This window comes from Brevundimonas sp. BR2-1 (assembly GCF_037626195.1).
Classification (GTDB): domain Bacteria; phylum Pseudomonadota; class Alphaproteobacteria; order Caulobacterales; family Caulobacteraceae; genus Brevundimonas.
This window is the reverse complement of sequence record NZ_JARKMV010000002.1, coordinates 610807-634241: the sequence shown is the minus strand read 5'-3', so window position 1 is coordinate 634241 and position 23435 is coordinate 610807. Positions and strand designations below refer to the sequence as shown.

25 protein-coding genes are annotated in these 23435 nt (G+C 68.2%); 10 read left to right on the top strand and 15 right to left on the bottom strand.

Features of this window, described 5'->3' with window-relative positions:
- The first annotated feature begins 188 nt into the window (after positions 1-188).
- Entirely contained in the window at positions 189-1493 is a 1305-nt protein-coding gene (locus BrevBR_RS12760) for a UDP-glucose dehydrogenase family protein (RefSeq protein WP_332639507.1), read from the top strand.
- Positions 1494-1496: 3 nt separating this feature from the next.
- Here BrevBR_RS12760 and BrevBR_RS12755 read toward each other — a convergent pair whose 3' ends face one another.
- Positions 1497-1667 (bottom strand): hypothetical protein, encoded by a 171-nt coding sequence (locus tag BrevBR_RS12755; protein WP_332639506.1) that lies wholly within the window; start codon positions 1665-1667, stop codon positions 1497-1499.
- 155 nt (positions 1668-1822) lie between these two features.
- Complete coding sequence (locus BrevBR_RS12750; protein ID WP_340001187.1) at positions 1823-2497, bottom strand: OmpA family protein; 675 nt, start codon at positions 2495-2497, stop codon at positions 1823-1825.
- A gap of 221 nt (positions 2498-2718) precedes the next feature.
- Between BrevBR_RS12750 and BrevBR_RS12745 the strand changes: the two genes are divergently transcribed.
- Complete coding sequence (locus BrevBR_RS12745; protein ID WP_332639513.1) at positions 2719-3630, top strand: isopenicillin N synthase family dioxygenase; 912 nt, start codon at positions 2719-2721, stop codon at positions 3628-3630.
- Positions 3631-3707: 77 nt separating this feature from the next.
- Here BrevBR_RS12745 and BrevBR_RS12740 read toward each other — a convergent pair whose 3' ends face one another.
- The 5 genes from BrevBR_RS12740 to BrevBR_RS12720 all read right to left on the bottom strand — a co-directional run bounded on the left by BrevBR_RS12740 (position 3708) and on the right by BrevBR_RS12720 (position 10506).
- The gene (locus BrevBR_RS12740) at positions 3708-5597 is read right to left on the bottom strand and encodes a ubiquitin-activating E1 FCCH domain-containing protein (RefSeq protein WP_332639504.1); all 1890 of its coding nucleotides are present in this window, start codon (positions 5595-5597) and stop codon (positions 3708-3710) included.
- 111 nt (positions 5598-5708) lie between these two features.
- Positions 5709-7610: a M2 family metallopeptidase gene (locus tag BrevBR_RS12735; RefSeq protein ID WP_332639503.1), complete on the bottom strand. Its 1902-nt coding sequence runs from the start codon at positions 7608-7610 to the stop codon at positions 5709-5711.
- An 80-nt stretch (positions 7611-7690) separates the two neighbouring features.
- Positions 7691-8392, bottom strand: a complete 702-nt coding sequence (gene mtgA, locus BrevBR_RS12730) for a monofunctional biosynthetic peptidoglycan transglycosylase (protein WP_340001201.1) — start codon at positions 8390-8392, stop codon at positions 7691-7693.
- Positions 8393-8440: 48 nt separating this feature from the next.
- A complete protein-coding gene (locus BrevBR_RS12725) occupies positions 8441-9406 on the bottom strand; it encodes a WD40 repeat domain-containing protein (protein ID WP_340001186.1) in 966 nt (321 codons plus the stop codon).
- Positions 9403-10506: a CobW family GTP-binding protein gene (locus BrevBR_RS12720; protein ID WP_340001185.1), complete on the bottom strand. Its 1104-nt coding sequence runs from the start codon at positions 10504-10506 to the stop codon at positions 9403-9405. The genes BrevBR_RS12725 and BrevBR_RS12720 overlap by 4 nt, the downstream gene beginning before the upstream one ends.
- A gap of 110 nt (positions 10507-10616) precedes the next feature.
- Here BrevBR_RS12720 and BrevBR_RS12715 point away from each other — a divergent pair, with 110 nt between their 5' ends.
- Positions 10617-11534, top strand: coding sequence for a retropepsin-like aspartic protease (locus BrevBR_RS12715; RefSeq protein WP_340001184.1), 918 nt, complete (start codon positions 10617-10619; stop codon positions 11532-11534).
- A 5-nt stretch (positions 11535-11539) separates the two neighbouring features.
- Here the strand turns inward: BrevBR_RS12715 and BrevBR_RS12710 are convergent, their stop codons facing one another.
- The gene (locus tag BrevBR_RS12710; RefSeq protein WP_340001183.1) at positions 11540-12484 is read right to left on the bottom strand and encodes a cation diffusion facilitator family transporter; all 945 of its coding nucleotides are present in this window, start codon (positions 12482-12484) and stop codon (positions 11540-11542) included.
- Positions 12485-12494: 10 nt separating this feature from the next.
- On the bottom strand, positions 12495-13154 hold the full coding sequence (locus BrevBR_RS12705; RefSeq protein ID WP_332639499.1) for a hypothetical protein: 660 nt from the start codon (positions 13152-13154) through the stop codon (positions 12495-12497).
- A 190-nt stretch (positions 13155-13344) separates the two neighbouring features.
- On the opposite strand from BrevBR_RS12705, the gene rplU reads away from it, so the two are divergent.
- From rplU to BrevBR_RS12690, 3 genes are all read left to right on the top strand, one after another.
- Positions 13345-13893, top strand: coding sequence for a 50S ribosomal protein L21 (gene rplU / locus BrevBR_RS12700; protein WP_332639498.1), 549 nt, complete (start codon positions 13345-13347; stop codon positions 13891-13893).
- 27 nt (positions 13894-13920) lie between these two features.
- Complete coding sequence (gene rpmA, locus BrevBR_RS12695) at positions 13921-14199, top strand: 50S ribosomal protein L27 (protein WP_332639497.1); 279 nt, start codon at positions 13921-13923, stop codon at positions 14197-14199.
- A 165-nt stretch (positions 14200-14364) separates the two neighbouring features.
- Positions 14365-14898, top strand: coding sequence for a GNAT family N-acetyltransferase (locus BrevBR_RS12690; RefSeq protein WP_340001182.1), 534 nt, complete (start codon positions 14365-14367; stop codon positions 14896-14898).
- 112 nt (positions 14899-15010) lie between these two features.
- Here the strand turns inward: BrevBR_RS12690 and BrevBR_RS12685 are convergent, their stop codons facing one another.
- From BrevBR_RS12685 to BrevBR_RS12675, 3 genes are all read right to left on the bottom strand, one after another.
- Complete coding sequence (locus tag BrevBR_RS12685; protein WP_340001181.1) at positions 15011-15208, bottom strand: hypothetical protein; 198 nt, start codon at positions 15206-15208, stop codon at positions 15011-15013.
- Between the two features lie 129 nt (positions 15209-15337).
- A complete protein-coding gene (locus tag BrevBR_RS12680; protein ID WP_340001180.1) occupies positions 15338-15961 on the bottom strand; it encodes a BA14K family protein in 624 nt (207 codons plus the stop codon).
- Between the two features lie 63 nt (positions 15962-16024).
- Positions 16025-16540 (bottom strand): hypothetical protein, encoded by a 516-nt coding sequence (locus BrevBR_RS12675; protein WP_340001179.1) that lies wholly within the window; start codon positions 16538-16540, stop codon positions 16025-16027.
- Between the two features lie 247 nt (positions 16541-16787).
- On the opposite strand from BrevBR_RS12675, the gene BrevBR_RS12670 reads away from it, so the two are divergent.
- Complete coding sequence (locus BrevBR_RS12670) at positions 16788-17990, top strand: threonine ammonia-lyase (protein WP_340001178.1); 1203 nt, start codon at positions 16788-16790, stop codon at positions 17988-17990.
- A complete protein-coding gene (locus BrevBR_RS12665; RefSeq protein ID WP_340001177.1) occupies positions 17971-18513 on the top strand; it encodes an FKBP-type peptidyl-prolyl cis-trans isomerase in 543 nt (180 codons plus the stop codon). Before BrevBR_RS12670 ends, BrevBR_RS12665 begins: the two co-directional genes overlap by 20 nt.
- Here the strand turns inward: BrevBR_RS12665 and queG are convergent.
- Genes queG through BrevBR_RS12650 form a run of 3 tightly spaced genes read right to left on the bottom strand, consistent with a single transcriptional unit; the run spans position 18510 to position 21286 of the window.
- Positions 18510-19550 carry a tRNA epoxyqueuosine(34) reductase QueG gene (gene queG, locus BrevBR_RS12660; protein ID WP_340001176.1) on the bottom strand — a complete coding sequence of 347 codons (1041 nt, stop codon included), beginning with the start codon at positions 19548-19550 and terminating at the stop codon, positions 18510-18512. The genes BrevBR_RS12665 and queG overlap by 4 nt on opposite strands.
- Before the next feature lie 24 nt (positions 19551-19574).
- Positions 19575-20258 carry an FtsZ-binding protein FzlA gene (gene fzlA / locus BrevBR_RS12655; RefSeq protein ID WP_340001175.1) on the bottom strand — a complete coding sequence of 228 codons (684 nt, stop codon included), beginning with the start codon at positions 20256-20258 and terminating at the stop codon, positions 19575-19577.
- Between the two features lie 47 nt (positions 20259-20305).
- Positions 20306-21286 carry a cation diffusion facilitator family transporter gene (locus BrevBR_RS12650; RefSeq protein WP_340001174.1) on the bottom strand — a complete coding sequence of 327 codons (981 nt, stop codon included), beginning with the start codon at positions 21284-21286 and terminating at the stop codon, positions 20306-20308.
- Between the two features lie 139 nt (positions 21287-21425).
- Here BrevBR_RS12650 and BrevBR_RS12645 point away from each other — a divergent pair, with 139 nt between their 5' ends.
- Positions 21426-22595 (top strand): citrate/2-methylcitrate synthase, encoded by a 1170-nt coding sequence (locus BrevBR_RS12645; RefSeq protein ID WP_340001173.1) that lies wholly within the window; start codon positions 21426-21428, stop codon positions 22593-22595.
- Positions 22596-22622: 27 nt separating this feature from the next.
- Entirely contained in the window at positions 22623-23429 is an 807-nt protein-coding gene (locus BrevBR_RS12640) for an undecaprenyl-diphosphate phosphatase (protein ID WP_340001172.1), read from the top strand.
- Positions 23430-23435 lie beyond the last annotated feature (6 nt).

Sequence of the window (23435 nt, the reverse complement as noted above, 5' to 3'; positions counted from 1 at the left end):
TTCCGCTAAAACCGGAAGGCCGATCGGCCAGCCTTCGGCCTCAAGCAGGCCGAAGGCCGGCAGGCCAGACAAAAAGCAGCCCCCGGTCCTCGAAAGAGGGCCGGGGGTTCTTGCTTTGTGGGGCGGCGGGGTGGCCAAGGCGGCGGCCGCTCGCTATCTCGGGCGACTGTTTCAACGGATGACTTCCCATGCGCGTGGCGATGATCGGTACCGGCTATGTGGGGCTGGTTTCAGGGGCCTGTTTCGCCGACTTCGGCCATGAGGTCGTGTGCGTCGACAAGGACCCGTCCAAGATCGAACGGCTGGAGCGGGGCGAGATTCCGATCTTCGAACCGGGTCTGGATGATCTGGTTGCGGCCAATGTGCGCGGCGGCCGGCTGGCGTTCGCCCTGGACGGCGCGGAAGCGATCCGGACGGCGGATGCGGTGTTCATCGCCGTGGGCACGCCGTCACGGCGCGGCGACGGCCACGCCGACCTTTCGTATGTTCATGCGGCGGCGGAAGAGATCGCCGGCCTGATCGAGGGCTTCACCGTGGTGGTGACCAAGTCGACCGTGCCGGTCGGCACGGGCGACGAGATCGAACGGATCATCCGCGCCCGCCGTCCGGACGCCGATTTCGCGGTCGTGTCCAATCCCGAGTTTCTGCGCGAAGGCGCCGCGATCGAGGACTTCAAGCGGCCGGACCGCATCGTCGTGGGTACGGAGGACGAGCGCGCCCGGGCGGTGATGCGCGAACTGTATCGTCCGCTGAATCTGAACGAGACGCCGATTCTGTTCACCGGACGGCGCACGTCCGAGCTGATCAAATATGCGGCCAACGCCTTCCTGGCGATGAAGATCACCTTCATCAACGAGATGGCGGACCTGTGCGAGGCCGTCGGCGCCGATGTGCAGCAGGTCGCACGCGGCATCGGGCTGGACAAGCGGATCGGCGCCAAATTCCTGCACGCCGGGCCCGGCTACGGCGGCTCCTGCTTCCCCAAGGACACCCTGGCCCTGGTGCGGACGGCCGTCGACGCCGGCGCGCCCGTGCGGCTGATCGAGACGACGGTCCGGATCAACGACGCCCGCAAGAAGGCCATGGCCGGCAAGGTGGCTGCGGCCCTGGGCGGCGATCTGAAAGGCAAGACCGTGGCCCTGCTGGGCCTGACCTTCAAACCCAACACCGACGACATGCGCGACGCCCCCTCGCTGGATGTCGCCCCGGCCCTGATCGCCATGGGAGCCACGGTCCGGGCCTTTGATCCCGAGGGCATGGATGAGGCCGCCAGGCTGCTGGACGGAGTGGCGTTCCGGGAGGGCCCCTATGACGCGGTCGAGGGCGCCGACGTCGTGGTCATCCTGACCGAGTGGGACCAGTTCCGCGCCCTGGATCTGGACCGGATCAAGCTGCTGATGCGCCAGCCGGTGATGGTCGATCTGAGGAACATCTACCGGCCCGAGGACATGCGGAACCGCGGCTTCCGCTACGCCTCGATCGGAAGGGCCTGAGGGCTAGCGAAGGGCGACGCGGGTAAGGGCGGGCGGTTCGGCCGCCACGGCCTCGGCCCGGGGCATCAGGGTGCGGCCGGCGCCGATGACCACGGTTGCGGTCAGCACTGCGGAGACCGCGGCGATGGCGGCCAGTTTCACGCCGTCGGCGAATTCCTGGTGGTTCGGGCGCAAGCGATTCCCCCGCAGCGACTACGGATCGTATCCAGCATCTGACGCGGTCCGCCGCAAGTCACGGAACGGTGTGTGCTCGCAAAAAAGGACGGAGCCGGAGCCCCGTCCCTGATTGTCGGCGCGCCATCGCTCGCGCCGCGGTCGCTCAGGCCGGGCTAGCCGCGGAACGGGCGGATCAGGATTTCGACCCGGCGGTTCTGCGCCTTGCCCTCGGCCGTATCGTTGCTTGCGATCGGGGCGCTTTCGCCGCGTCCGTCGACGTACAGCCGATCGGCGAGGACATTGCGGCTGACCAGCGCCTGGGCCACCGAGGAAGCGCGCTGGCGCGAGAGGTTCAGATTGTAGTCCTCGGCGCCGTCGGAATCCGCGTGGCCGACGATGTCGATGATCGACTGGTCATAGCGGTTCAGCACGGCCGCGACATCATCCAGAGTGGCGTTGAAGCGCGGCGTGATGGCCGACTGGTTGGAGGCGAAGGTCACATCGGACGGCATGCGCAGGATCAGGTTGTCGCCCTGACGCGCGACGCCGACGCCTGTGCCGGACAGTTCGGCCTCGAGTTCACGCTGCTGACGGTCCATGTAGGCTCCGACCGCCGCACCGCCCAAGGCGCCGATGCCGGCGCCGATCAGGGCGTTCTTGCGGCCCTGTTCGGAGTCTGAGGTGTTGGTCAGATAACCCAGGAGCGCGCCGGCGGCCGCGCCGGCGAGGACGCCCGTGCCTGTGTTGTTGCGGCGCGGCGTCGAGCTGTAGGGGTCCGTGGTCGTGCAGGCGGCGCCGCCCAGGAGGATGGCGACGCTGACGCCGGTGAGAAGAACCTTGCTGCGCATATGTGGATGTCCCTGTCCGTGAAAATCGGCTCGTCGCCGAAACGTGGGCCTACGGTGAAGGTTCCGACCTGTACCGCTCATGAACGCGCGCCGCGGCTTTGCCAAGGTCCCGGATTAGGGCGTAAGGAACCGGGAAATCGATCCTGCGAGGCCCTGCCGTGAGTGCGACCCTGACCCCCGAAACCGTCCCGACCGCCAAACGCGCCATCGAGCCGGTGTCGATGAAGCTGTACGACGCCGACTTCCAGGCCTTCGCCGACAAGCTGGGGACCTCATTCAAACGCTACGGCTTCGCGGTCATCGCCGATCACGGCCTGGACGAGGGCGTGATCGAGGCGGCCATCGCGGACACCAAGACCTTCTTCGCCCTGCCGGAGGAGACCAAGCGCAAATACCATCAGCCGGGCACCGGCGGGGCGCGCGGGCTGACGCCGTTCGGAGTCGAGGCGGCGAAGGGCGCGGCCACGGTCGATCTGAAGGAATTCTGGCACGTCGGGCGCGAGCTGCCCGAGGGTCATCCGTACCGCAAATACATGCGCGACAACGTCTGGCCGACCGAGGTCGAGGGCTTCCGGGAGCATCTGTACGGCATGTTCGCGGCCATGGACGAACTGGGCGCGAAGATCCTGCGCGCGATCGCCCGCTATCTGAAGCTCGGCGACGACTTCTTCGAGGACAAGGTCGAGATGGGCAACAGCATCCTGAGGATGCTGCACTATCCGCCCGTGCCGGCGGGCGCCGCGGGCGTGCGCGCCGGAGCGCACGAGGACATCAACGTCATCACCCTGCTGCTGGGCGCCGAGGAGGCGGGCCTGCAGCTGAAGGACGCCGACGGCGAGTGGCTGGACATCGCGCCGCCGCCGGGCGCGCTGGTGGTCAATATCGGCGACATGCTGCAGCGGCTGACCAATCACGTCCTGCCGTCGACCAGCCATCGGGTGATCAATCCGGCGCCCGAGCGGGCCAGTTTCGCGCGCTACTCCACGCCCTTCTTCCTGCATTTCAACCCGGACTTCGTGATCGAGACCCTGCCCGGCATGATCTCGGCGGAGAACCCCGACCGCTACGCCGGAAAGGCGATCATGGCCGAGGATTTCCTGACCGAACGGCTGAGGGAAATCCGGCTGATCTGAGGGCTGCATGAACTGCAAGGGGCCGACGGCAGGCCGCGCACAAGACGCACTCCCTGCCGTCGGCCGCCGGTTTCAGACTACCTGGATATTCGCAGCTGGGTGATGTCGCGGCCGATGGCGGCGAAGGCTTCGGACAGATCGCCGCCGCTCGCCGGCAGGAAGACATTGGCGGGGGTGGAGGCGCAGTCCGCCAGCAGGGTGGCGGCCTGGCCGCCGGCGGTGATCTGGAAACCGACGGTGTAGACGATCACGCCCTGCGCCTTCATGGCGGCGCACATGGCGGCTCCCTGGGTGAAGGGATCGCCATTGTCGGCGTCGCAATCGATCTTGGCGGAGCTGCTGCCGGATCCCGAACCCGCATCGCGGGCGATGACGCCGGAGCAGTAGGGCGTGTTGAACTCGCCGTCCGTCATGATGATCACGGCCTTGAGGGTTTCCGCCGGGTTATAGGGGGCGGCAGCGCCGGAGGGCCACAGGCTGTTCCACTCGGGAGAGACCATGTACCAGCCCCAGCCGATGCCGATCTGGCCCGCTGTGCCGCCTTCGACGTCAAGGGCGTCGATGCGGCTCTTGATGGTGGCCGCGCTGCTGGACAGGGGCAGGATCGTATCCCCGATGCATGTGCCGTAGATGTTCGGATAGTGCAGACCGACACGGGTTGAGGCGCTCGAGGGGACCGTCTCGGTGTAACGCTGCGAGCCCGTCCGTTCGGTGACGCATCCGCTGACCCGATGCGTCTGCAGGTCGCCGTTCATGTTCTCGAAGGCGAAATAGGTGGTGCCGCCGCCTCTGGCGCTCCACGACCTGCCCCCCGAGGTGTAGGGCGTCAGCACCGATTCCGTCAGATCGATCGTGTAGGTGTTCACGGTCGAGTTGCCGACCAGATGACTCTGGTCGTTGATCTGGGTCATGCCGTTCACATCGGTGATGTAGACGTACTGGTTATTGACCAGACCATGCCCGGGCGCGGTGATGGTGATGGAGCAATCGTTGTTCTGGCATTTCTGGACCCGGCCGGCCGTGCCCGTATACGAGCTGTAGTAATCGCCGTTCACCCGGTAGCCGTTCAGGCGGTAGAGCTGGAAGGTGTTGGTCGTCTTGTTGGTCACCACATAGGGCTTGTTGTTCAGCTGGGTCATGCCCGTCGCGCCGCTGATCCAGACAACGTCGCCATTGGCGAAGCCGTGGCTGGCCGAGGTAATGACCACCGGGTTATCCCGCGTGGCCCCCGTGATCGTCTTGGCCGTGCCAGTCAGGTTGATGACCGCATTGGTGATGTTGACCGAGCCGGTGATCGCGCCGCGCGCGGTGGTGACATAGGTTCCCGGATTGACCGAGTTCGAATACGGCACGAGGGCAATTTTGGAATAGTAGGGCGTCTGGACCGGCTGGACGACCAGGTCGACCAGCTCCTTGGCCGCCGCCTTGAGGTCTATGATGCGTTGGCCGGCCATGGAGCCGGTGATGTCGAGGACCAGGGCAACCTCGATGTTCTTTGACGACCGGTCGACCTCGGAATGGGCGCCCACCGGCAGATAGTCGTCCATGAACTTGCCGTATGGCGGCAGGAAGATGTTGGCGACCAGGGTCTTCACATCGACCTTGGAGTTGGCGACCACGACGTCGTCGCTGTTCAGCACGAAGGTGGTGTCGGCCTCACGCAGGGTGATATTCGGATAGGCCTGGAGATTGGCCCTGAGCGAGGCCAGGCCGACCCGCTGCAGGTCTGTGTTTTCCGTATAGGGAGAACGGGCGGCGGCAAGGGCGGCGGCGTCGAGGGCGTCCTGCAGGTTCACCCGCACGGTCGAGGCGCGGTGGATGTCCACCCCGCCCACCGTCATCAGGATCAGGACAGGCAGGCTCAGACCGAACAGCATGGCGACGTTGCCGCGCGCATCGTCCGCCATGCGGCGGGTGAAGGCCCGCAGGGATCGGCCCATGCCGGTCATCCAGGTTTTCAGCCCCATCGAGACATCCGCCATCAGCCGCGGACGCAATCCGCCCACGCTCATCCGGCCGAAGATGAACCAAGCCGGTTAAGAGAAGGTCCAACGCCGACGGTTAACCGCCGCCGGTCGTCAGGAGTCCCAGCCGCAGTCCTTGCCGCGGTTCTGGACGGTCAGCCAGGCGTTCAGGGGGGCGAAATAGTCGGTCACCGCCGAGGCGTCGTTGCCGCTTTCGCCCGTGAAGGCCTGCATGGCCTCGGGCCACGGGCGCGACTGCCCCATCTCCATCATCCGCTCGAAACGCTCGCCGACTTCCTTGTTGCCGTAGATGGAGCAGCGGTGCAGCGGTCCGGTCCAGCCGGCTTCCTTGCAGGCCGCGCGCTGGAACTGGAACTGGTAGATGTGGGCCAGGAAGTAGCGGGTGTAGGGCGTATTGCCCGGGATGTGATATTTCGCGCCGGGGTCGAAGGCGTTGGCCGGACGCGGTCCGGGCGGGACAAGACCCTGGTATTTCAGCATGTTTGCCGACCAGGCGTCGTTGTATTCGGCCGGGCTGGTCTCGCCGTTGAACACGCCCCAGCGCCAGCGGTCGACCATCAGGCCGAACGGCAGGAAGGCGATCTTGTCCAGCGCCATCTTGAGCAGGAAGGGGATGTCCTCTTCCGCGCCCGGCACGGTCTGCAGCAGGCCGATCTGGTTCAGATAGGTGGGCGTCAGGGCCGACAGGCCGACGAAGTCGCCGATGGCTTCGTGGAAGCCGTCGTTCGCGCCGTTCTTGAACAGGAACGGCTGATCCTTGTAGGCGCGCTGGTAGTAGTTGTGACCCAGCTCGTGGTGGACGGTGTAGAAGTCGTCGCCGTTCACCTGGGTGCACATCTTGATGCGGATGTCCTCGAGGTTGTCGAGGTCCCAGGCCGAGGCGTGGCAGACCACCTCGCGATCGCGCGGCCGGGTGATCATGGACCGTTCCCAGAAGGTTTCCGGCAGCTCGGGCAGGCCCATGGAGACGTAGAAGCCCTCGCCGGTCTCGACCATCTTCCTTGCGTCGTAGTTGGCGGCGACGAGCCGTTCCGTCAGGTCGTAGCTGGAGGCGCCGCCTTCGGCAGGGGCGACCACGTCATAGATGTTGCCCCACTGCTGCGACCACATATTGCCCAGCAGGTCGGCGCGGATCGGGCCGCTGTCGGGCTGGACCGCGTCGCCGTATCTGGCGTTGAGGCGTCCGCGCACATAGCAGTGCAGGTTCTCGTAGAACGGCTTGACCTGGGTCCACAGACGGTCGGTCTCGGCGGCGAAGGCGTCGGGTTCCATGTCATAGCCGGCGCGCCACATCGCCCCGGTGTCAGCGAAGCCCAGTTCACGGCTGCCTTCGTTGGCGATCTCGACCATGCGGGCGTAGTCGGGGGCCATGACCGGCGAGATGGTGCGCCAGCCCTCATACAAAGCTTTCGTTTCGGCCGGGTCGCGGCTCTCGGCTATCAGGATGGTGGCGTCGTCCAGAGTGATCTGGCGGCCCTTGAACTCGAACTTGCCGACCGAATAGGTCGAGTCCAGGCGGGTAGTGATCTCGGCCAGTTCGCCGGCGGCGCCGGGGCGGTTCGGGGCCGGCAGGACGATGCCCAGACGCAGCAGGTTCAGCTTGCGACGGACGTCTTCGGGGACCTGGACGTCGTTGAACCGGGCCGCGCCGTTGGCCAGTTCGACCTGCAGCTCGGTGTATTCGGCGTTGATCCGGCTCTCCAGCCACATGGTGTCGTGGGTGATGTTGGTGGCGCGGGTCCACTGGATGCGGGCGGCCTCCTCGCTGAGGGCGGCGAGGCGGGTCTCGGCGTCGGCGACAAAGGCGGTCGCCGCTTCGGCTGTGGCGGGCTGCTGTTCGCCCGCCGCGGCCGGCCTCGCAGCCGCGGCCTCTTCCATCGCGTCGAGCCGCGCCTCGTCTTCCGAGCTCCACTCACCGCCAAGAACCGTGACGCAACCGGCGCTCCCGATCGCAAGGGCGCAAACGGCGGCGGCGGTCATCAGGGTGCGTTTCATGGACTTCCTCCTCGCGCGGTTCGCCCGCGTCGCTCGGCGGGCAGAGGAATGGAGCGGAGCCGTGGCGTCAAGCGTGGCTGTCAGCCCAGGACGCAGGACGCCAGACCGTCGTTGCGCACCGTGCCCATGGCCGCCTGGATGCGCGAAGTGCGTCGCCGCACGTAAGGTCCGGGGCTGGCCGCGTCGTAGCGGCGGGGGCTGGGCAGGATGGCGGCCAGACGCGCCGCCTCGCGGGCGGTCAGGTCGTCCGCCGACTTGCCGAACCAGTGCCGGGCGGCGGCCTCGGCGCCATAGACGCCCGGGGCCCATTCGGCGACGTTCAGATAGACCTCCATGATCCGCCGCTTGCCCCAGACTGTCTCGATGGCGACGGTGTAGCCGGCCTCCAGACCCTTGCGGATCCAGTCGCGGCCCGGCCAGAGAAAGGCGTTCTTGGCGGTCTGCTGGCTGATCGTTGAACCGCCGCGGATGCGGGTGCTGCCCCGCTTTTCCGACCGGGCATTGGCCTTGAGCGCCTTTTCGATGGCCTTCATGTCGAACCCCCGGTGGGCGCAGAAGGTGGAGTCCTCGGACGCGATCACCGCCTGGACGAGGCGGGGCGAGATGCGGTCCAGCGAGCGCCAGCGGTAATCCCAGCCCTCGCCCTCCATCAGGCGCGTGGTCATAAGGAAGGTGGCGGGGACGGGAATGAACCGCTGAAGCAGTATCCCGCTGGAACCCAGGAGGAGCAGCAGCAGGAACAGGGTCAGCAGGGGCCGGCCCTTTTTCACGGTCCTGGTCATTCCCGACATGGGTGGATGCAGCACGGCGAAGGCAGGCTTGGCAAGCGGTCAGATGACCGCCACGCCGGCCTGTCCGTCTTCGTCGGCCCAGGCGACGCGCGTGACGTCGGGGCTCATGGCCAAAGCGACGATCGGCGCGCCGCGCTCGGCCTTGAGGAAGTTCAGTCCCTGACCCGCCGGATCGGCCAGCCACACGCGGCCGTCGGTCAGGCCGGCGGCCAGCAGGCCGTGCTTCGGCTGTGAAGCCACAAGGGCCACCAGACTGCCCTCGTCGAAGCCGATCTCGGTCGCCTCGCGCCCCATCGGGCCGTTGGCGCCGACGAAGGGCCACAGCACGGCGCCTTGGGCGCCCGAGGTGGCCAGAAGCTGGCCGTTGGACAGGAAACTCATGGCCCGGACCTTGGACGGATAGCCGCCCATGCGCAGATTCTTCTGATCCTTCAGCCGCCAGCCGTGCAGCTGGGCGTCCTGCATGGCGGTGATCACGAAGGCGCCGTCGGGCGAGAAGGTCACGGCGGTGTGCGAGCCGGCCCATTTGAGGAAGGTCGGCTTCTGCTTCTCGATGCGGGCGAACCACAGGGCCGCGCCGCCATAGGTCGAGGTCGCGATGCGCCGGCCCTTCGGCTCGAAGGCCACGCCGGAGACGGTGCGTTCATGCTGGAAGTCGCGGCGGAAGGCGGCGTCCTTCGCGTCGATGACGGTCAGGGTCTTGCCGGCGGAGAAGGCGATCAGGCCGCTTTCGGCCGAGGCGTCGACGGCGTCGATCCACTGGCCCCTGGCCGTGGCCAGAACGCCGGCCTCGCCGCGGCGGTGCCAGATCAGCCGGCCGTCGTCGCCGCCGGTCAGGACGCCGTCGCCGGACGGATGGGTCACGGCGCACAGGATGGCGCCGTCATGGGCGGCGCTGAACTCGCCGCCCTCGAACCGGACCGAGCCGTCGCCGAGGGCGAAGATGGCGCCCGTGTCGTCGAAGACGGCGGCGGTGATCTGGGCGTCGAAGGTGGTGGTCCTCACGCGGCGCAGGCCTCGAACCCGGCCTTCAGCGCGGCCTCGTCCAGGTCGCGGCCGATGAAGACGGCGCGCGACCAGCGGCGCTCATTGGCGCCCCACGGCTTCTGAAGATCGCCCTCGAGGATCATGTGCACGGCCTGGAAGACCAGGCGGCGGTCCTCGCCATTGACGTCGATGATGCCCTTGGCGCGCAGGATGTTCTGGCCCTGCTCGCCCAGCAGCCGGTCCAGCCAGGCGGTGAATTTGGTCCCGTCCATGGGCCGCTCGAGCGAGAGGGAGACGCCCTTGATGTCGTCCTCGTGCGCATGCCCGCGCGCGCCGTGCGCATGGTCATGGTCATGGTCATGGTCATGGTCATGGTCATGGTCATGGTCATGGTCGTGGTCATGATCATGATGGTTGTGGCCGCAGTGTTCGTCGTGGACGTGGCCGGCCTCGCCGTGGGCGGGGTTGGCGAACTGGGGATTGATGTCGAGGATCCGGCCCAGATCGAAGCCGCCGAGGCCGAGTACCTGATCCAGCGGCACATTGGCGTGCTCGGCGCGGGTGATGGGGGCCAGCGGATTGAGCTTGCGCAGCCGGCGCTCGACCTCGACCAGTTCGGCCTCGCTGACGAGATCGGTCTTGTTGAGGATGATGCGGTCGGCGAAGGCGACCTGTTCGCGGGCTTCCTTCGAATCGTCGAGGCGGGCCATGACGTGTTTGGCGTCGACCAGGGCGGTGACGCTGTCCAGCTGCGTCTTCGCCTTGACGTCCTCGTCGACGAAGAAGGTCTGGGCGACGGGGCCGGGGTCGGCCAGGCCGGTGGTCTCGACGATGATGGCGTCGAAGGCGGGCTTGCCCGGGCGCTGGCGCTTCATCAGGCCGGCGACGACGCGGATCAGGTCGCCGCGCACGGTGCAGCAGACGCAGCCGTTGTTCATTTCGAACACGTCCTCGTCGGCGCCGACGACCAGGTCGTTGTCGATGCCGATCTCGCCGAACTCGTTGACGATGACGGCGTAGCGTTTGCCGTGATCCTCGGTGAGGATGCGGTTCAGCAGGGTGGTCTTGCCGGCGCCGAGGTAGCCGGTGAGCACGGTGACGGGAATCTTGTCTGTCATGGGAGGCCTTTCGGCGGCTGAGATAGTCAGCCGGGACGCGAGATGAAAGAGACTTAACTTGCGGAAGGACGGAAGCGTGGCTGGAGTCCCGGCTTTCGAAAGGAGCCGCCATGCTGATCAGCCTCGCCCTGTCCCTGCTCGCCGCCGACCCCGGCTGCGACGCCGCCTTCGACACGCTCAGGAACGCCAATGCGGTCGAGTCGGGCTACGTCGCCCATGTCGGCTTCGTCCGGGCGCGTATCGGCGAGATGGGCGAGCCGGTGTGGCTGCTGCTGGACACCGGGGCGAACCGTTCGGCGCTGGATGCGGCTTTCGCCGCCCGGGCCGGCCTGCCGGTGCTGGACGGGAGTCAGGTCGAGGGCTCGGCCGGGGTGATCGAGGCGGGCGGCACGCGGGTGGAGAACCTCAGGCTGGGCGGGCTGACACTGCCGGTCATCGAACCGACGACCTCGGACCTCAGCGGGCTGCAAGGCCCGGGCGGTGAACCGGCCGTGGGAATCCTGGGCTCGGACGCCCTGTCCGGACTGGTGGTCACCCTCGACTTCGCCGGCGGCCGGATCGCCGTGTCGGCGTCGTGGGAGGCGGCCGCGCGGGCGGCCGAATGCGGGCGCGTCGTGGCCACGCACGACGACAACGGCATATTGCGACTGGACGCAGCCGTCGACGGCCACGCCTTGCCGTTGCGCTATGATTCCGGAGCGGGGCTGTTCGACGATCCTCACGTCTGGATCAACCTGAGCCAGGGCCAGTGGGCGCAGGTGCGCGGCGAACGGCCGGAGACGGCCCCGATCGCCACCCTGGGCGGCAGCGGAACGGGCGGGTCTCTCAGCCTGCCGGTCCATCTCGGCGAGCGGCTTGAGATCGGCCCGCTCGCCTGGGACGCGCCGCGCCTCATCGTCCAGCCGCCGCAGGGCTATTTCGCGCGTCCCGAGGCGGTGGGCTTTGTAGGCAACGCCCTGTTCTGGTCGCGGGGGACGGTCGTGATCGACTATCCCGGCCGTCGGCTGATCCTGCCGTCCGCTGACTGAGCCGGTCAGCAGGCGGGGCAGTCCGCCAGCGGTTCCGCCTCCAGCTGCAGGGTGGCGTGGCCGATGCCGAAACGGGCGCGGACCATGGCCTGGGCCTCGGTGAGCAGGGTCTTGGCGTCGCCGCGCCCGTGGCACAGGTGGGCCGTCAGGGCCGTCTCGGTCGTCGACAGGCCCCAGACGTGCAGGTCGTGCACGGCGGTGACGCCGGGCAGCTCGAGAAAGGCGGCGCGGATGGCCTCGACGTCGACGCCGCGCGGGGCGGCATCGAGCGCCAGATTGACCGAGTCCTTCAGCAGGCCCCAGGTCCCGACCAGGATCACGGCGACGATGCCGAGGCTAACCAGCGGATCGATGATCGACCAGCCGGTCATCCAGATCACCCCGCCGGCGATGACCACGCCGATGGAGACGGCGGCGTCGGCCATCATATGAAGGTAGGCGCCCTTCGCGTTCAGGTCCGAATGCTGGTCGCGCATGAACAGCAGGGCGGTGCCCAGATTGATGACGAAGCCGATGGCGGCGACAGCCATGATCAGGCCGGACATGACCGGGGCGGGTTCGGCCAAACGGCGCACGGCCTCGAAGGCGATGGCCCCGCAGGCGAAGATCAGCAGAAGCGCGTTGCCGAGGGCGGCCAGCACGGTGGCCTTGCCGTAGCCGTAGGTGTTTTGCGAGCCGCTGGCCCGCCGCGCCAGCCATGCCGCGCCGCCGGCCATGGCCAGGCCCAGCACGTCGGACAGGTTATGGCCCGCGTCGGCCATCAGGGCGGTGGAGCCGCTGAACAGGCCGGCGCCGAACTCGACGCCGACAAAGACCAGATTGACGACCAGACCCACGGCGTAGCGCCAGTCGCCGGTGTCGACCGGGCCGTGATGGTGTCCGCCGTGACCGTGGTCGTGCCCGTGGGCATGGCTGTGGTCATGATCGTGATCGTGGGAGCCGTGCGCCATGCCTCTATCCTTAGTGCTGGCGCAGGAAGACGAGAAGGCCGATCAGGATCAGGGCGAGGCCCAGGACCACGCCTTCGTAGCGGGCCCAGCGCTCCAGCCGCAGCACCGACCAGCCGGCGCGGGCCAGGACGGTGAACAGGGTCATCCCCAGGACGGTGCCCGCCGCGAAGGCCAGGGTCAGGGCGGCCAGCACCAGCGGACCCTCGGTCGCCTGCGACAGATAGATGGGCAGCAGCACCTCGCCGGGCGAGATCGCCATCATCGCCACCAGTCCCCAGAAGGCGGCGGCGTGGGAGACGGTCGGCTCGGACAGGGCCAGTGACGGGCCGCCAGCCATGATTGCGGGACGCAGCAGGGCCTTGCCGAGGTAGAAGGTCCCGAACAGGAAGAGCAGCCCCGCGGACAGGCCGGGCAGGAGGCCCGAGATCCACTGATCCATGGCGAGGCCGGCCGCCACGATCAGGCCGCCGACGACGGCGGTGGTGAGAATATGGGCGAGGCCCGCCGCGGCGACGGCCGTCAGCACCTGCGGCAGGCTCCAGCGCTGGCCGCGCCCGACCAGCACAAAGGGCAGCCAGTGGGTCGGCAGGGCGGCGTGCAGGAAGGCCGTGGCGAAGCCGGCGCCCAACAGGGACAGCAGGACGGGTTGTTCGAGGTCGGACGGCGTCATCGCCGTCTCTGTAGCGTGTTACTTTATAACAGTCGAGGGGGAGATTCAGGTTTTCGGCGGCGGCGGCCAACCCCCGTTTTTTCGCCCGCCCGCGTTGACTCGGACACCCCTCTGCGTCTATGTCGCCGCTCTTCGCCCGAGGGGGTCCCCCGTCGGGCTTATTCTTTTTGCGTTTCGCTGAGGCTTCAACATGTACGCGGTGATCAAGACCGGCGGCAAACAGTACCGGGTTCAGCCGGGCGACGTCATCGTGGTCGAGAAGCTCGACGGCGATGTCGGTTCCGACGTTTCGTTCGGCGACGTGCTGATGCTGGGCGGCGACAAGGGCGTGACCTTGGGCGCTCCGCTGATCAAGGGCGCTGCCGTGGCCGCGACCCTGGTCGAGACCCGCAAGGGCGAGAAGATCAAGATCTTCAAGAAGACCCGTCGTCAGGGCTACCGCCGCACGAACGGCCATCGCCAGATGGAAACCGTGCTGCGCATCACCGGCATCGACGGCGCCGGCGAAAAGGCCAAGTGGGACGGCGAAACCTCGCTGATGACCAAGGCCGAGATGAACCTGCGCGCCCGCGGCCTCGCTCCGCGTGTGGAAGAAACCGAAGCCAAGCCGGTGAAGGCCCCCAAGGCCGCCGCCGCTCCGAAGGCCGAGGCCGCCGCTGAAAAGCCGGCCGCCGCCAAGAAGGCTCCGGCCAAGAAGGCTGCGCCCAAGGCCAAGCCCGCCTCCACCGACGAAGCGTAAGAACAGTTAGAGACAGGGAGCAGACCTATGGCTCACAAGAAATCCGGTGGTTCGTCGCGTAACGGTCGCGACTCTCATTCCAAGCGCCTTGGCGTGAAGAAGTTCGGCGGCGAGAACGTTCTGGCCGGCAACATCCTCGTGCGCCAGCGCGGCACCACCTTCCATCCGGGCGACAATGTCGGCCTGGGCCGCGACCACACCCTGTTCGCGACCGCCCACGGCGCCGTCAAATTCACCAAGAAGGCGAACGGCCGTTGTTACGTGTCGATTCTTCCGACCGCCGAACAGGCCATGGCCGCCGAGTAGCGCAAACCGACTGACACCCGGATCGCGCAAGGCTCGAGAGCCGCGATCCGGACCAGGGAAATATTTCCGCGGGGAGTCTGGATCACCAGGCTCCCCGTTTTCGTTTCCCCGCCTCGACGCCGCCCGAGCCCTCCAAGGAGGCGGCAGATCGAACGAGGCCGTGTCATGTGCGTGATTGAACCCTCTCCCGTCGTCGAGACGCGGCGTCTGGCGCTGCGTGCGCCCGGAGCCCAGGACATCAGCCGTCTGGCGACCCTCGCCAACGATCCGGATGTGGCGCGGATGACCCTGCGCATGCCGCACCCCTTCGGCATCGCCGACGCCGAGGCGTTCGTGCTGCAGGTCGCCGTGCAGGACCCGAAGCGCGCGCGCACCTTCCTGATCGAGCACGAGGACCATGGTCCCGTCGGGGTGATCGGCCTGTTCGAGGACGCCGATCCCGCGCCCGAGGTCGGCTACTGGATCGCCCGGCCGTTCTGGGGGCGGGGCTATGCGACCGAGGCGCTGCAGGCGGCGACGGTCTGGGCCGCGAAGTCGTGGAAACGGCGGGCGCTGATGGCCGGCCACTTCTCGGACAATCCGGCGTCGGGCCGGGTGCTGGAAAAGGCGGGCTTCCTGTACACGGGCGAGGTCCGCAAGGACTTCAGCCGCGCGCGGAACGCCCAGACCGAAACGCGCCGGATGGTCTGGCTGCCTTGATGTGAAGGGAGCGCTAACGCTCGCGACGCGGTCGCTCGCTACTTGAGCGTCGATGGCCTTGGTGCGTCAGGCCGCGTCGGGTCGGGAGGTCCCGAAGGGCCGACGAGCGCGGCTAACCAAAAAGCGTGGGGCCGAAGACGGCCGCCATGGCGATGGCTCCACCCGCGACGGCCACGACCGCGCCGGCGACGAAGGCCGCCCAGGTGCGGGCGGCGCGCTTGCGCCGCAGCCCCGAGGTCTTGACCGATCTCAGCATGACGCCGGGCTTGGGTCCGAAGACTTCCGAGCCGGAAATATTGTGCTGGGACATGAACGCGCTCCCTGATCCACCGCCCCTTGCGGGTCAGGAAGACCGAAGCGGTCCTGAAAAGGCGAAACAATGGCGAACGCCGGTCACCCACTGATCCGTGACCGGACGAACGTCCTTCGGCGAACGCCCTTAACCGCAGTAGATCAGGCGGCCGCTGTACGCGCGGTAATAGCCGGAGCGCGGGTCGTAGGAGCGGTAAGTCGCCCGGCACCAGTCCGCCCGGCTGCCGTGGCCGTGGGAGCCGTAGCTGCGCCCCCCTGCCGGATAGACCAGATCCGGGCGGCCATAGGCCCCGTAATACGCCGCGCCGCCCTGATTGTACCCGTAGCTTGAGCCGTAGCCGCGATGTCGCGCGGAATAGCCGTAGCCGCCATGGCCGTGCCGGTCGTAGCCATAGCCGTCATGGCCATACGATTCGCGCCTGTAGCCGGCCAGTTCGCGGTAGTCGCTGCGCGCCCGAGGGCTGACGCGGCGGCGCTGGTCGCGCCAGCCCGCGCCGCAGTCGGTGCGGTTCGCGTCCCAGAAGGCGTCGCAGCGGTAGTCCCCCGGCCGGTCCAGCTGGCTGCGCCAGTCGAAACTCGAAGGAACGGCGTTCCAGCCGCTGCGCCGGCCGTAGCTGTAGCTGTCATGCTCCCCGTAACGGCTGTCGCTGTAGTCGTAACGGCTGTCGTAGGTCCCGCCCCAGGTCTGGGCGGCGGCCGGGGCTGCGGCGACGGTCAGGCCGGCGGCGAGGAGCAGGGCGAGGCGGCGCATGGTTAACTCTCCGAAGCGGCCAGTTACGCGGCCTCAAAGACGACAGGCACTGGTGGTGTCAGGCTAGAGGGTCACTCCGACCCGGCCGCCGCGCGTGGCCACGTTGCGCATCAGCACGATGCGGTCGCCGCCCGCGCTGACCGGGGAGATCACGAACCAGTTGCCGTCCGGCAGATTGTCGAACTGGAAGCGGTTGTTCTCGCAGGAGGTCTGGCGGACGAACGAGCGGTAGTCGGCGTTGGGGTCGGCCACGGTGCGGGCGCGGACCACGGCCTCGGGGATCGCGGCGCGGGTGGTCGAGCCGTACAGGGTCTGGAACCGGGCGCGGGTGTAGGGGGTGTCCGGCGTCAGGGCGACCGTGCCGGTGCAGTTGAAGGTCTGGCCGTCGCGGCGGTAGTCGACGCGGCCGTCGATCGAGGCGCGGCCCGACCGGGCGGACCAGGCGAAGTCCTGGGCGCGGAATGCGCTGGACGCCGGGCCAGAGCCGGACATGGGACCAAAACCGCCCGACGGGACGGTCTCGCACGCCGCCAGGGAGGCGGCCACGGCGGCGATGGCGATCAGGTGGCGGGCGGACATGGCTCTACTCCGTCTTGGGCGCGGGTCGAACGTCTGGGATCAGACGCTGAACGCCGTCATAAGGTCAAGGTTGCGAGGCGCCGGGCTGTGGGCCAAAAGCGCATCAACCCGGCCAGACCATTTTTTGCTTCAGGTCGATTCGACCCGAATCCAAAAAATGGTCCAGCATTATGCCGGAGCGATTTCTGAGCTCGGATGCGAGGGCATCCGAACCGAAATCGCTCTGGACCGGGTATAGGGACCGCTCATGACAGTCACTTTCGACGACATTCTGGCGGCGCAGAAGCGCATCGCCGGCCAGGTGGACCGGACCCCGGTCAGATATTCGCGAAAGCTGTCGCAGCTGACCGGGGCCGAGGTCTGGGTCAAGTTCGACAATCTGCATTTCACCGGCAGTTTCAAAGAGCGCGGCGCCCTGAACCGGCTGCTGCAGCTGACGCCGGGAGAGCGCAAGCGCGGCGTGGTGGCGGCCTCGGCGGGCAATCACGCCCAGGCCCTGGCCTACCACGGCGCGCGGCTGGGCGTGCCGGTGACCATCGTCATGCCCGAGGGCACCCCGTTCGTGAAGGCGGACGGCACCCGGGCGCACGGCGCGACCGTGGTCATCAAGGGACTGGACTTCACCGGCTCCACCGAAGAGGCGCACCGCCTGCGCGACACCGAGGGCTTCGTCTTCGTCTCGGCCTTCGACGATGAGGGCATCATCGCCGGCCAGGGCGTTTGCGGCATCGAGTTCATGGAGGACGCGCCCGATCTCGATGTCCTCATCATCCCGATCGGCGGCGGCGGGCTGATCGCCGGCACGGCCATCGCGGCCAAGGCGATGAAACCGTCGATCCGCATCTTCGGCGTCGAGGCGGCCATGTATCCGTCCTATACGGCGCGGCGCGAGGGCCGCCCCCCCGTGTGCGGCGGCCAGACCATCGCCGAGGGCATCGCCATCAAGGCCGTGGGCGAAATCCCCTTCGCCCTGGTCGATCCGCTGATCGAGGACGTGCTGGTCGTCGGGGAGGCCGATTTCGAAAAGGGCGTCGCCTTCCTGGCCACGCTGGAGAAGACGGTGGCGGAGGGCGCCGGGGCAGGCGGACTGGCCGCCCTGCTGGCGTACCCGGACAAATTCCGCGGGATGAAGGTCGGCCTCGAACTGACCGGCGGCAATATCGACGCCCGCATGCTGGCCGTGGTCCTGAACCGCGAGCTGGTGCGCGAGAAGAAGATGATCGTCTACCGCATCCTGGGCGACGACCGGCCGGGCATGCTGTCCAAGATGAGCGCCGTCATCGGCGGCCTGGGCGGCAACATCATCGACGTGGTGCACAACCGGCTGGCGCTGGACGTGCCGGCCAAGGGGGCGGAGTTCGACATCATGGTCGAGACGCGCGGCGAGGCCCACGCCATTGAAATCAGACACGGACTGGAAGAGGCAGGCTATGCGCTACGGATGGGTTAGGGGCGTCGCGGCGCTGTCGATGATGGCGGCGTTGGCGGGGCCTCTGGCCGCCTGCAATCGCGAACCGGCCGCGCCGGATGAAACCGCTGCGCAGAACCTGCGGGCGGCCGAATTCTTCCTGTCGTCGAACGCGAAGTCGGAGGGCGTGAAGACCCTGCCCTCGGGCGTGCAGTACAAGGTGATCCGGTCGGGTCCCCCGGGCGGCGAGACTCCCGATCGGAACGATCTGGTCCGCGTCGACTATGAGGGCACGCTGACGGACGGCACGGTGTTCGACAGCTCGTTCCAGTCGGGTCAGCCCGCCGTGTTCACCGTCGGCGACGTGGTGCCGGGCTGGACCGAGGCGCTGCAGCATATGCGCGTCGGCGACGAATGGGTGGTCTATGTGCCGCCGGCGCAGGGCTATGGTGAACAGGGGCGGCCGGGGATTCCGTCCAATGCGGTGATGGTGTTCCGGATAAAGCTGCTGGACATCGCCCGCGCGCCCGGCGGCGAGCGCGGCGGAGCGATCGCGCAGGGCTAAAGGGCTGGCCGGAGGCGCCGAATTGCCCAGACGGCGGCGTCGCGAACCACGGGGTCAGGGTCGTCCAGCAGGCGTTCGGCCGACGGGATCAACTCCGGGTCGGCGCTGTTGCCGATGGCGTACAGGACGTTGCGGACGAAGCGGTCGCGGCCGATCCGCTTGACCGGGCTTTTTGAGAAGAGGGTCCGAAAGGCGGCGTCGTCCAGCGCCGCCAGATCGGCCAGCCGGGGCGAGACCAGGGCCTCGCGCGCCTGCACCCGCGCCTCGTTCGAGGCGGCTGCGAACTTGTTCCACGGACAGACGGCCAGACAGTCGTCGCAGCCGTAGATCCGACTGCCGGTCGCCGTGCGGAACTCGTCCGGCCAGGGTCCGGCGAACTCGATGGTCAGGTAGGACAGGCAGCGCCGGGCGTCGAGCTGGAACGGCGCGGGGAAGGCGTTGGTGGGGCAGGCGTCCAGACAGGCTGTGCAGGTGCCGCAGTGCTCGCCTTCGGGCGGGTCCGGCTCAAGCTCGGCCGCCGTCAGGATGACGCCGAGGAACAGCCAGTTGCCATGGGTGCGGCTGAGCAGATTGGTGTGTTTCCCCTGCCAGCCGAGGCCGGCGCGCTGGGCCAGCGGCTTTTCCATCAGGGGCGCGGTGTCGACGAAGACCTTGACCTCCTCGGCGGTCCGGGCGGCGATCTGACCGGCGAGGGTCTTCAGCCGGCCCTTGATGACCTCATGGTAGTCGTCGCCGCGGGCATAGACCGAAACATAGCCGGCCGAGCGGTCGGCCATTTCGGGCAGGGGATCGGTCTCGGGGCCGTAGTTGAGGCCCAGCACGATGGCGGTGCGGGCGCCGTCCCACATGGCGGTGGGATGGGCGCGGCGTTCCAGCGTGGTCTCCATCCAGCCCATGTCGCCGTGGCGGCCCGCCTCGACGAAATGCGCCAGCCGCTCGCCTGCGCTCCACGGCGCGGAGGCCGAGGCGAAGCGGCAGGCGTCGAAGCCCAGGGCCTCGGCGCGCTCGCGGATGAAGGGACGGACATCGACCGGCATGGGCGTCGTTTGACGCGCCGAACCCTAGAAGTCGAGATCGGCGTACCAGGCCGAGGCGGCGACGCCCGGAAAGCGGTCGACCAGCAGAGGGCGGAAGCTGGGGCGGGATTTCAGCTTCATGTACCAGGTTTTCAGGCCCGGCCAGTTGGCCCAGGGGACCTCGCCGAAATAGTCGAGCACCGACAGATGGGCGGCTGCGATGAAATCCGCCTGACCGACCCGGCGTCCGGACAGCGCATCCCGATTGGCCAGCAGGTCTTCCAGCATGGCGAGGTGGAATCTCAGCGCCTCGCGTCCGGCGCGCAGGGCGCGGGCGTCGGGAGATCCGAGACGCAGCAGCGGCTTCTCCATTCGCTCATGAAGCAGGACGGCGTTGACCTCGTCGGTGAAGCGGCGGTCGAACCAGCCGATCAGGCGGCGCGTCTCGGCGCGCTCGGAGGGGTCGGTCGGCATCAGGAAGGGATCGCGCGAGCCGTCCTCGAGCCAGCCGAGAATGGCGGCGGGCTCGCACAGGGTCAGTGACCGGCTGTCCCCGGTGACCTGAAGCACCGGGGGCATGCCCGAAGGGTTCAGGCCGGCGACCGGGCAGTCGTCCTCCCACGGACGAACGAGGGTCTCGGTGAATTCCTTTTTGGCCTCGCCCAGCGCGAGACGCACGGCGCGGGAGCCCGGATCGAAGGCGAAATGATACAGGACGCAGGCCGACATGGCCTGTTCATGCGCATGAGGGCGTTAAGCCCGCGTTAGCCAAGCCGTCAGGCCCAGGGGCCTTTTTTCGATTTCGGCGGCGCGGGTTCGACCTCGTCGGGTGTTTCGGCGAAGACGCCGCCATGAATTTCCGCCCGGCCGCGGGGATCAGGGTGGATCAGGATATCCGCGCGGGGCCAGCCCGCCAGCAGCCGGTTCTCGGCCTCGACGACGATGGCGTGGGCGGCCTCGAGGGTCAGGTTGGGGTCCAGATCGACGTGCATCTGGATCATCACGACGGAGCCGGCCATGCGGGTGCGGAGCTGGTGCACGCCGGAAATCCTCGGGTCCGACAGGACGGCGGTGGTCATGGCGATGCGGTCGCTTTCAGGCAGAGCCTTGTCGACCAGATGGTCGGCCGCTGTCTTCAGCATTCCGTAGGCGCCCCAGAACAGCCAGACCGCGACGACCAGCCCGGCCGCGGCGTCCAGTCCCGGCGCGGACAGGAAGGCGCCGGAGATCACGCCGATCAGGACCACGGCGTTGGCGGCCAGGTCGGCCGCGTAGTGGGCGCGATCGGCCTCAACCGCCATGGACCCGCTGGTCTTGATGGCGCGGCCCTGCATCCAGACCAGCCAGCCGGTCAGGGCGATGGAGATCAGGATGACCAGGACGCCCCAATAGCCCGCCGTCACCGGGCGGGGATCGAAGATGCGCTGGATCGCCTCCCACCCGATGAACAGGGCCGAGGCGAACACCAGCCCCGCCTGCACCATGGCGGCGAGGGCCTCGCCCTTTCCGTGGCCGTGACGGTGGTCTTCGTCGGGCGGGGCGGCCGCCCAGCGCACCGCGAAGAAGACGCCCAGCGAGGCCACGAGATCGAGGGCTGAATCCGCCAGGGAGGCGAGGATGGACACGGACCCTGACGCGCCGAGGGCGAAGGCCTTGAGCGCGATCAGGATCACGGCCACCCCGACCGACAGGCGGGTGACGGCGCGGGTCGCGGAATGGACCTCGTCGAGAGCGCTGGCGGGGGCTGGGATCGTCATCGCGGTCTTGTCGCGGAAAGGGGCCGTCATGCCAAGACCGCGCAACTGTCGCGGGCGTTAGCTTCATCGTCACGAAACCACCTCATCCTTGATGTCCGATGGTTCCCCGAGGCCGAAACGTTCGGAGGCTCGCGTGCAGATGGCGGATACAGCCCACTGGATCGGGCGAGGCGAGGCGCTGGCCCGATTGGGGGTCAAGTCGCAGACCCTTTACGCCTATGTGAGCCGCGGCCGGATCGCGGCCCGGCCGGATCCTGACGACTCGCGGCGCAGCCTGTACGCCGCCCATGACATCGCCCGCCTCAGCGGCGAGGCCGTCGAGGCCGAGGATTCCGCCGTCTATAGACGCACGCCGGGCGGCGCGGCGCGCGGCGAGGCGGACGTCTGTTCGTCCCTGACGGCGATCGCCGGCGGCCGGCTGTTCTATCGCGGCCTGGATGCGGTCCAGCTGTCCGAAACCGCGACGCTGGAGGATGTGGCCCGGCGACTGTGGGACGCGCGGGCGACCAATCCCTTCGCCGAGGTCAGGCCGCGCATCGGGGCGGTTCCCGGGGGCTCGATCCGTGCGCGCCTGTTCGCCGCCCTGGCTCGCCGCGCCGAAGAGGATGCAGATCCGAAAACGCGCTCCGTCGAAGAGCTTCGGCTGGAATGCGCCCGGGTGCTGGACGAGGCGGTGGACGCCGCGGTGGGCTCTGGCCCGCGCCTGTTCCTGCATCAGCGGCTGGCGCGCAGCTGGAAGACGCCCGAGCGGGACGCCCATCTGATCCGCCGCGCCCTGGTGCTGTCGGCGGATCACGAGATCAATCCGGCGGTGGTGGCGACGCGCGCCGCGGCCGGCGGCGGGGCGGCCCCGGCGGCGGCGGCCTTCGCCGGCCTGCTGACCATGGCCGGATCGCCGATGATGGCCGAGCTGACCCGCGCCTCCGACTGGATCGTCGCCGTGCGGCGCCAGGCGGCGGACGCCGCGCGCCGGGCCCACGAGATGGGCCGTCTGGTCGGTTTCGATGCTCCGGAAGACTATCCAGCGGGCGATCCCCGCGCCGCCGCCCTTCTGGCCGCCGCCGACCTGCCGGCCGATCTGGCGCGGGCGGTGCAGGAAGGCGAGGCGGCGACGGGCCGCAAGGCGAATTTCCCGCTTGCGCTTGCGGTGATCGCCCGGCGGCTGGAGCTTCCGCGCGATGGAGCCGCGGACCTGTTCCTGCTGGGCCGGCTGACGGGCTTGCTCGGTCATGCGCTGGACCAGGCGACGAACGGCTCGCCTATCCGGTCGCGTCTGCGCTATGTGGGACCCGAACCGGGCGCGCACTGACGACCCGATCTGTTTGACGGGGCGTATATGGCGGACTGGCTGGCGGCGATCATCCTCGGTCTGGTCGAGGGACTGACCGAGTTCATTCCGGTGTCGTCGACGGGCCACATGCTTCTGCTGGGCCATTTCCTCGGCTTCGAGAGCAACGGCAAGACCTTCGAGATCGTGATCCAGCTGGGCGCCCTGCTGGCCATCGTCAGCGTCTATTTCAAACGGCTGTGGACGCTGGCGACGCGCTGGCCGTTCGACCCCGAGGCCCGCCGCTTCCTGATCGGCCTGCTGGTCGCCTTCGCCCCGGCCGTCGTGATCGGGTTCCTGGCGTACGACTTCATCAAGACGGTGCTCTTCGAAACGCCGCTGGTGATCTGCATCGCCCTCATCGTCGGCGGCCTGCTGTTGCTGTGGCTCGACCGGATGAAGAAGGTTCCGACCTTCCTCGAGGCCGATCGCTACCCCCTGCGGGTCTATTTCCTGATCGGCCTGTTCCAGTGCCTGGCGATGATACCGGGCGTTTCCCGTTCAGGCGCGACCATCGCGGGCGGTCTGCTGCTGGGCACGGACAAGCGGTCCGCGGCCGAGTTCAGCTTCTTTCTCGCCCTGCCCACGATGGGCAGCGCGGTCGCCTATGACCTGCTCAAGAGCTGGGACCGGCTGGACTTCAGCGACGCCGGCCTGATCGTCATCGGCTTCGTCACGGCCTTCCTGACGGCGCTGGCCGTGGTTCGGCTGTTGCTCGACTTCGTGAGCCGCCACGGCTTCGCGCCGTTCGCTTGGTGGCGGATCGCGGTCGGCGTGGCCGGGATAGCGGGACTTGCGCTGACCGGCGGACTCTAGGACCGG